The sequence below is a fragment of the Curtanaerobium respiraculi genome (assembly GCF_024609215.1).
Lineage (GTDB): Bacteria > Actinomycetota > Coriobacteriia > Coriobacteriales > Eggerthellaceae > Curtanaerobium > Curtanaerobium respiraculi.
In genome coordinates, this window is the sequence record NZ_JANIPD030000021.1 from 1 (window position 1) to 5,976 (window position 5,976).

6 protein-coding genes and 1 pseudogene are annotated in these 5,976 nt (G+C 63.7%); 4 read left to right on the plus strand and 3 right to left on the minus strand.

Annotated features, from left to right (window positions below; translation table 11 throughout):
- Positions 1-174 precede the first annotated feature (174 nt).
- A pseudogene (rplE, locus tag NOV21_RS06435) lies at positions 175-747 on the plus strand (50S ribosomal protein L5); the annotation flags it as partial.
- A 337-nt stretch (positions 748-1,084) separates the two neighbouring features.
- Positions 1,085-1,612 (plus strand): hypothetical protein, encoded by a 528-nt coding sequence (locus tag NOV21_RS06440; protein WP_283171718.1) that lies wholly within the window; start codon positions 1,085-1,087, stop codon positions 1,610-1,612.
- A gap of 85 nt (positions 1,613-1,697) precedes the next feature.
- Here the strand turns inward: NOV21_RS06440 and istB are convergent, their stop codons facing one another.
- Together istB and istA are read right to left on the minus strand one after the other, a co-directional pair.
- On the minus strand, positions 1,698-2,471 hold the full coding sequence (gene istB / locus NOV21_RS06445; protein WP_283171716.1) for an IS21-like element helper ATPase IstB: 774 nt from the start codon (positions 2,469-2,471) through the stop codon (positions 1,698-1,700).
- Between the two features lies 1 nt (position 2,472).
- The gene (gene istA / locus NOV21_RS06450; RefSeq protein WP_283171715.1) at positions 2,473-3,705 is read right to left on the minus strand and encodes an IS21 family transposase; all 1,233 of its coding nucleotides are present in this window, start codon (positions 3,703-3,705) and stop codon (positions 2,473-2,475) included.
- A gap of 194 nt (positions 3,706-3,899) precedes the next feature.
- Between istA and NOV21_RS06455 the strand changes: the two genes are divergently transcribed.
- Both NOV21_RS06455 and NOV21_RS06460 read left to right on the plus strand, forming a co-directional pair.
- A complete protein-coding gene (locus tag NOV21_RS06455; RefSeq protein WP_283171789.1) occupies positions 3,900-4,208 on the plus strand; it encodes a hypothetical protein in 309 nt (102 codons plus the stop codon).
- A 507-nt stretch (positions 4,209-4,715) separates the two neighbouring features.
- Positions 4,716-5,519 (plus strand): abortive infection family protein, encoded by an 804-nt coding sequence (locus tag NOV21_RS06460; protein WP_200799658.1) that lies wholly within the window; start codon positions 4,716-4,718, stop codon positions 5,517-5,519.
- Positions 5,520-5,564: 45 nt separating this feature from the next.
- On the opposite strand, the gene NOV21_RS06465 is transcribed toward NOV21_RS06460, so the two are convergent.
- The gene (locus NOV21_RS06465) at positions 5,565-5,750 is read right to left on the minus strand and encodes a helix-turn-helix domain-containing protein (RefSeq protein ID WP_346428554.1); all 186 of its coding nucleotides are present in this window, start codon (positions 5,748-5,750) and stop codon (positions 5,565-5,567) included.
- Between the last annotated feature and the right edge of the window lie 226 nt (positions 5,751-5,976).

The window sequence follows — 5,976 nt, forward strand, 5'->3', positions numbered from 1 at the left end:
GGCGGCCCGTGCCAAAGGCTGGCATTATTCCGGGCAAACACGTAATATTTGGCCTTGCGTCTCTAGATGGGGAGGACTCTGTCTCGAGGGGCAGCTGGGCTCCCAGGTATGGTGCCCGGGAGGCGCGAGGCCACAACCCCGCGCTTAAAACCCCGTGTTCGAAGGAGTGTTTGCATGGCAGAGAGCTACGTGCCGCGCCTGAAGACGGCCTACGTCTCCACGGTCCGTGACGAGCTGCAGAAGCAGTTCCAGTACAAGAACGTCAACATGATTCCGAAGATCGAGAAGATCGTGGTGAACATGGGCGTCGGCGAGGCCGCCACCGATTCCAAGGCCATCGACGGTGCCGTGTCCGACCTGCGCGCCATTACTGGCCAGCAGCCCATGGTCACCCGTGCCCGCAAGTCCATCGCCACCTTCCACCTGCGTGCCGGCATGCCCATCGGCGCCAAGGTCACCCTCCGCGGCGACCGCATGTACGAGTTCCTCGATCGCCTGATCGCCATTGCCATCCCGCGCATCCGCGACTTCCGCGGCATCTCCACCAAGAGCTTCGACGGCCACGGCAACTTCTCCATGGGCGTCACCGAGCAGCTGATCTTCCCCGAGATCGACTACGACAAGATCGACCGCACCCGTGGCATGGACATCACCATCGTGACCACCGCCCCGACGGACGAGGAGGGCAAGCACCTTGATCGGAGCGACCGCGACGTGATCGACGCAGGCATACGTGAGCGGCTCTCGATGCGGGAGATCGCGCGTCGCCTGCATGTCGCTGCGTCTACCGTCGGCCGCGAAGTCGTTGCCAACAGGACCGTCAGGCCGCCCAGCAGGAAGCGCGGGGCCATGGGCTGTGCCAACTGCCGTGACTGTGCGGGGGCTGGCAGCGCATGCGGGAAGGCGTGCGGATCGACCCCGCGGCTCTGCAAGAAGTGCGTCACCAGGGACTGCGCGCTCACCCGCGGGAAGCTCTTGATGAGGATGTGCGAGGGGACCGGGTCGTGGCCGTACGTCTGTCCGGCCAGCTGCTCGAAGCGAGTCCAGGAGCGGCATAGACCTCACCGAGGAGCAGCTGAGGGCCATGGTGGACGTCGTGGTGCCGCTGCAGCGCAAGGGGCAGAGCGTGGAGGCCATATGGGCGACCCACGGCGACGAGCTGCCCGTCTGCGAGCGCACGTTCCGCAAGCACGTCGCCGCCGGCCTGTGCGGCATGACCGCGATGGACATGCCGTCAAAGGTCCGCTACAAGCCGCGGAAGCGAGCCAGGGAGAAGCCGCGAAGGGAGCGCGTGGACCGCACCGGGCACCGGTACGAGGACTTCATAGGACTGCCCGAGGGACAGCGCGCGTGGGCCACGCAGGCCGACACCGTGGTCGGCCGCCGCGGTGTCGACACCAAGCGCCTGCTCACGCTGCAGAAGCCGACGCCCGGCTTCCAGCTCTACGTGCTGGTCGCCAGCGGCGAGCCGACCTCCGTCGTCGCCGCGCTGGACGCCCTGGAGACGTGCCTGGGGTCGCCCGAGGAGTTCGGGCGCCTCTTCGACCCGCTGCTGTGCGACTGCGGCGGCGAGTTCGACGACTTCGCGGGCATGGTGATAACGTCAATATAAAATTCGTCAATCACGCTACCGTTTCACCGACGCCAGAGCGACTGCACTATCGACGATTGCGCTACCGTACTTTCGCCGTTTTCGATTACTCCTCCCTTCTCTTGTCGGCTGGGAGGTCCTTCAGCCTGTAGGACCTGCCCGTTATCTTGATCATCGTGCAGTGGTGGCAGACCCTGTCCGCGATCGCGCTGGCGGCCACCTCGTCGCCGAACACGCTCGCCCATCCCCCGATGCCGACGTTCGTGGTGATGACCGTCGAGCGCTGCTCGTAGCGCGTGGACACGAGCTGGAACATGAGATCGGCCCCCTGCTCGTCGATGTCGAGATAGCCGAGCTCGTCGATGACGAGGAGCTTGGAGTGCGCGTAGTACTTGAGCCTGTTCTTCAGTATCCCGCGCGCCGAGGCGTCCTTGAGGTCGTCCACGAGCCTCGCGCAGTCGACGAGGCGCACCTCGCGGCCGGCTTTCACGGCCTCGACGCCGATCGCGACCGCGAGATGGGTCTTGCCCACGCCCGGGCTTCCGGCGAGCAGGACGTTGCGCGCCTCCTCCATGAACCTGAGCGTCGCGAGCTCCTCGACCCCTGCCCTGGGCACGCTCGGCTGGAACGACCAGTCGAAGTCCGCCAGCGTCTTCACGTAGGGGAAGCCCGACGAGCGGATGCGCTGCCGCATGATCCTCTCGCGCCTGGCCGAGACCTCCGACTGGGTCATCTCGGCCATGGCCTGCGCGAAGCCCCGCGCGCCGTCGCCGACCATGCGCACGTAGTCGGGCAGGGCCGCGCACATCTCGTCGAGCCTCAGCTCGGCCAGGTTCGCCTGCGCCCTCATGTAGGGGCTCGACTCGTTCAGCGCCTCCACGTCACTCGCCCCCCAGCCGGTCCAGCAGCTCGAGGTTGGCCCGTGCGGCGTCGCGTATGTCCATGTCGCCGAACCACGCCTTGCCCTCGAGCGCTTCCACGTAGTGCTCCTCCGCGTAGACGATGGGGGCGGCCGCCGATGATGCGTCGTGCACCGCGACCTCCTCGCCGTCGAGGGTGACGCGCACCTGGCCGGAGGGCATCGCGATGACATGCACCCCCTTGCCGATGCAGGCGCGGGGAACCGACCATTGGCGGCCCGCGGCGCGCACCAGCATGGTGGGCGGCACCTTCTGCACGCTCACGTCGCCCACCATCTCCTGCAGCATGCGCAGGTTGCCGATCGGGCGCAGGTGCTCCTTCTCGCGCATGAACAGGACCGCCGGCGGCAGCCCCGTGGTCTCGTTGGGCTCGGCGTTGCTCCTGGCCTCGACGCGCGCCATGGCGTCGATTATGCCCTGCTCGCCGACGAAGTCGCGGTCGTAGGCGAGCAGCCTGCTCACGAAGCGGTTGGCCGACTCGTCCTTGCCCTTGGTCTCGGGCGTGCGCACCTTGCAGAGCTTGAGCTCGAAGCCGGCCTCGCGCGCGAAGCGCCAGGCGCGCTCCGACTTGACGCGCCTGCCGCCCGCGAATCCGACCAGGGCGGACATGTTGTCGGTGATGGCCTCCTCGGGGACGCCGCCGAAGCGGGCGAACGTCGCCAGCAGGCATGCGAGCAGGTCGTCCTCGGTGCGCGTCCTCGAGTAGACGAAGCGGTGCGCGCGCGAGTAGCCGAGCGTGGCGCTGAACGCGTTGAACTCGAACGGCTCGCCGTTGGCGTCCACCAGCTCCAGGTTCTCCTTCCAGTCGAACTGGAGCTGCCGCCCCGGCGGCGCCTCGAAGCGGGGGTGCGGCTCGGGGTCGGAGGCGGAGGCGCACTCGATGCCCCGCTCCCGGCAATACTTCGTGAAAGCGCCGTACTTCGGCAGCGCGGCGTCGGGGTGGCGGTCGAGCAGGAACTCGTAGATGGCCCTCTTCGTGACGCCGGGAAGCGACGACCTCTGCTCGATCACGCCCCTGAACTCGTCGAACGCGCTCCCCTTGTCTCGCCTGTGGTCCTCGATCCCGTCTCCTTGGCTCCAGTACTTGGCTACAGTCTGCCTGTGCAGCCCGTACTTCTTCCCGATCTGCGTGAAGTTGGGCTTCACGCCGAGCTGTCTGTACATGTTCAGCCCTCCCATGATGTTCCTTTCCAATCGCGCTCCTTCCGACGGTCGCCCGGTCGGAATCGAGCATATTGCCAGTAGCGTGATTGGCGAAAGTACGGTGACGAAGCTGTCGAGACTCTGGTAGCGAAAACGATGCGGTGCGGTAGTCTAGCTGTCGATTTTTATGGTAGCGGTATCACATGGAGAGGTCCTGCCTGGTCGAGGGCGCGAGGCGCTGCCGCGTGTACTGGTGCGACGCGATGCAGGCCGACCAGGGGTCGCCCTGCGAGCGCAGCCACGAGGAGCCGCGGCGCACCCTCCCCAAGGGGAGGCGCGACCTCGACGCCCTCACGCCGTGGGACGCGGCGCCGTGCACGTCGCACGTGAACTCCTACCCGAGGCCAGGCCTCGGCGGCGCGGCGCCGCTGGACCTGGCCAAGTCCGTCTTCCCCGCCGGGTTTCTGGAGGCCCTCGGGGTCGAGCGGGTGTCCGCCGACGAGGTGACGCCGAAGCCGTCCCTCGTCAACGCGAATGTGATTCTAAAGGCCTAGCCATCAGGTTTTCTGGGAGGGCAGACAAAAGGACCGGATGATCGGCTGCCGCCGTTGCGCCAAGTTCTTCCGCGCCGGGCAAGGGGGCCGGCGCCAGCATGGCCATTGGCCGCGAGAGACACCCCATGGGACCGGTCGGCTGACGGCCGGATGGATGAAATGCAGGCCAAACGCAACGGCCTTTCACTGAAACTGCCAGATAAGGCGCAACTGTTGCGGTAAGTCCTTCAGTGTTGCGTTGAGATTTTCAATCAACCTCGTTATTTTCTACTGTGACCTTTCGGGCTGAAGGGACCGTCAGGGCTTGTGTTCGCTGGTAAAATAAATGGGCTAAGAAAACAAAAGCGGTTGCAACACCGACCGAACATGATTCTTCTGCAATTTGGGAAATTTTGTTTCAATCTGAGAAGAACATGGATTTCCAAAGCAGCGCTAAGCGATTCGGAAAGCAATTCGAGCGGCTCCTCGGTTGCCCGAACTAATACTCGACGATTAGGATACGACCGTATGGAACAGATGAGCATGATGGAAGACGATTACGGAAAGATATCCCCTCTGTACATGCAGAGGCTGAAAATCCGGGTGGAAAGCGCACTTTGGGACCTGTTCGACGAATCGAAATACAGACAGGTCGAAGAGTATGTTCGACGTTGGCATGAAGATGACGGCAATTTCTGGGAAAACTTTTCCGTCTACGAAAAGGACGGCCACATAGACCTTGGGCGCACACTTGCAGAAATGCCCAATGATATTCTGATAAAAATGGCAGCCGACATTGGCATCGAGACTCCCGGGCTACTCCCATGCATCCCGATGATGAAGAACATTCTGGGCGAGACCAACGCAAATGCGTATGCGAACTTCGAACGCGCGGTGCGCGATGTTTACGATTATCCCGACCAGTCCGTTGCTCTTGCGGCGTCAACGCTGGAAGGGGTCTTCAAGGCAATTATCCAAAACGTGGACCAGGATGCCTCCGTGGGAAACTTATCTCTCTCAAAACTAACCTCCAAGGTAGTGAAAGAGCTGGTGGACACCTGTGATCCATCTACTCCGCAGGAGGTGAAGACCCTCGCCGCGCAGCTTCGGGGTTTGGGGAGCACAATCGATAATTTGAGGAGCGACAAATCAACGGCACACGGGAAGGCACCAGGTGAGTACGTTGTGGATGATTCCCTCTGGGCTGAAACGGTCGTCAATGTGTCGGCGACACTCGGAATATTCCTATGGAGACTCTACGAACGGCGCACCGGGCGGGAAGCGGAACCGTCAGGGCAGGTTCCAGTGTACTGCGGGGACATCCCGTTCTGATGGTCGGCCCCGAACCTGTGCGAGTTCGGGGCCGATGCTGCGCTGTTATTGAATCCTATCGACAGTGCATTGTTCCAGCAGGTCTTCGATGTTCTTGCGCGTGAAGCGCAGGGACTGCCTTATGCGCGTGCTGGTCAGGGCGCCGTCCTTGACGAGGCGGTAGACCGTCGTGGTGCTCACCTGCAGGTAGGCGGCCAGGTCCTTGATCGTGAGCAGCGACTCGAGCCCCAGTCTCCATCGTCGCTAGCGTCATGTGAATCGCTCCTCTTTTGGTTGTTCGGGATGCCGCCCCGGGCGCGATGCCCGGGGCGGCATCGGCGTTGCCGGCGAATCGCTACTCGGTCGCGGCGGCGATCGTCCCGGACCCCAGGCAGTTGATGTGGTGCCTCAGGAGCGCCCGGTCCTCGCCGATGACCAGCATCGCGATTTGATCAAAGCGGATGGCGACGTCCACGTT

What these genes read in the sequence shown, in the direction of transcription:
- NOV21_RS06440 (WP_283171718.1), top strand. Translation starts at nt 1,085, where the DNA reads ATGGTGGACGTCGTGGTGCCGCTGCAGCGCAAGGGGCAGAGCGTGGAG.
- NOV21_RS06460 (WP_200799658.1), top strand. Translation starts at nt 4,716, where the DNA reads ATGGAACAGATGAGCATGATGGAAGACGATTACGGAAAGATATCCCCT.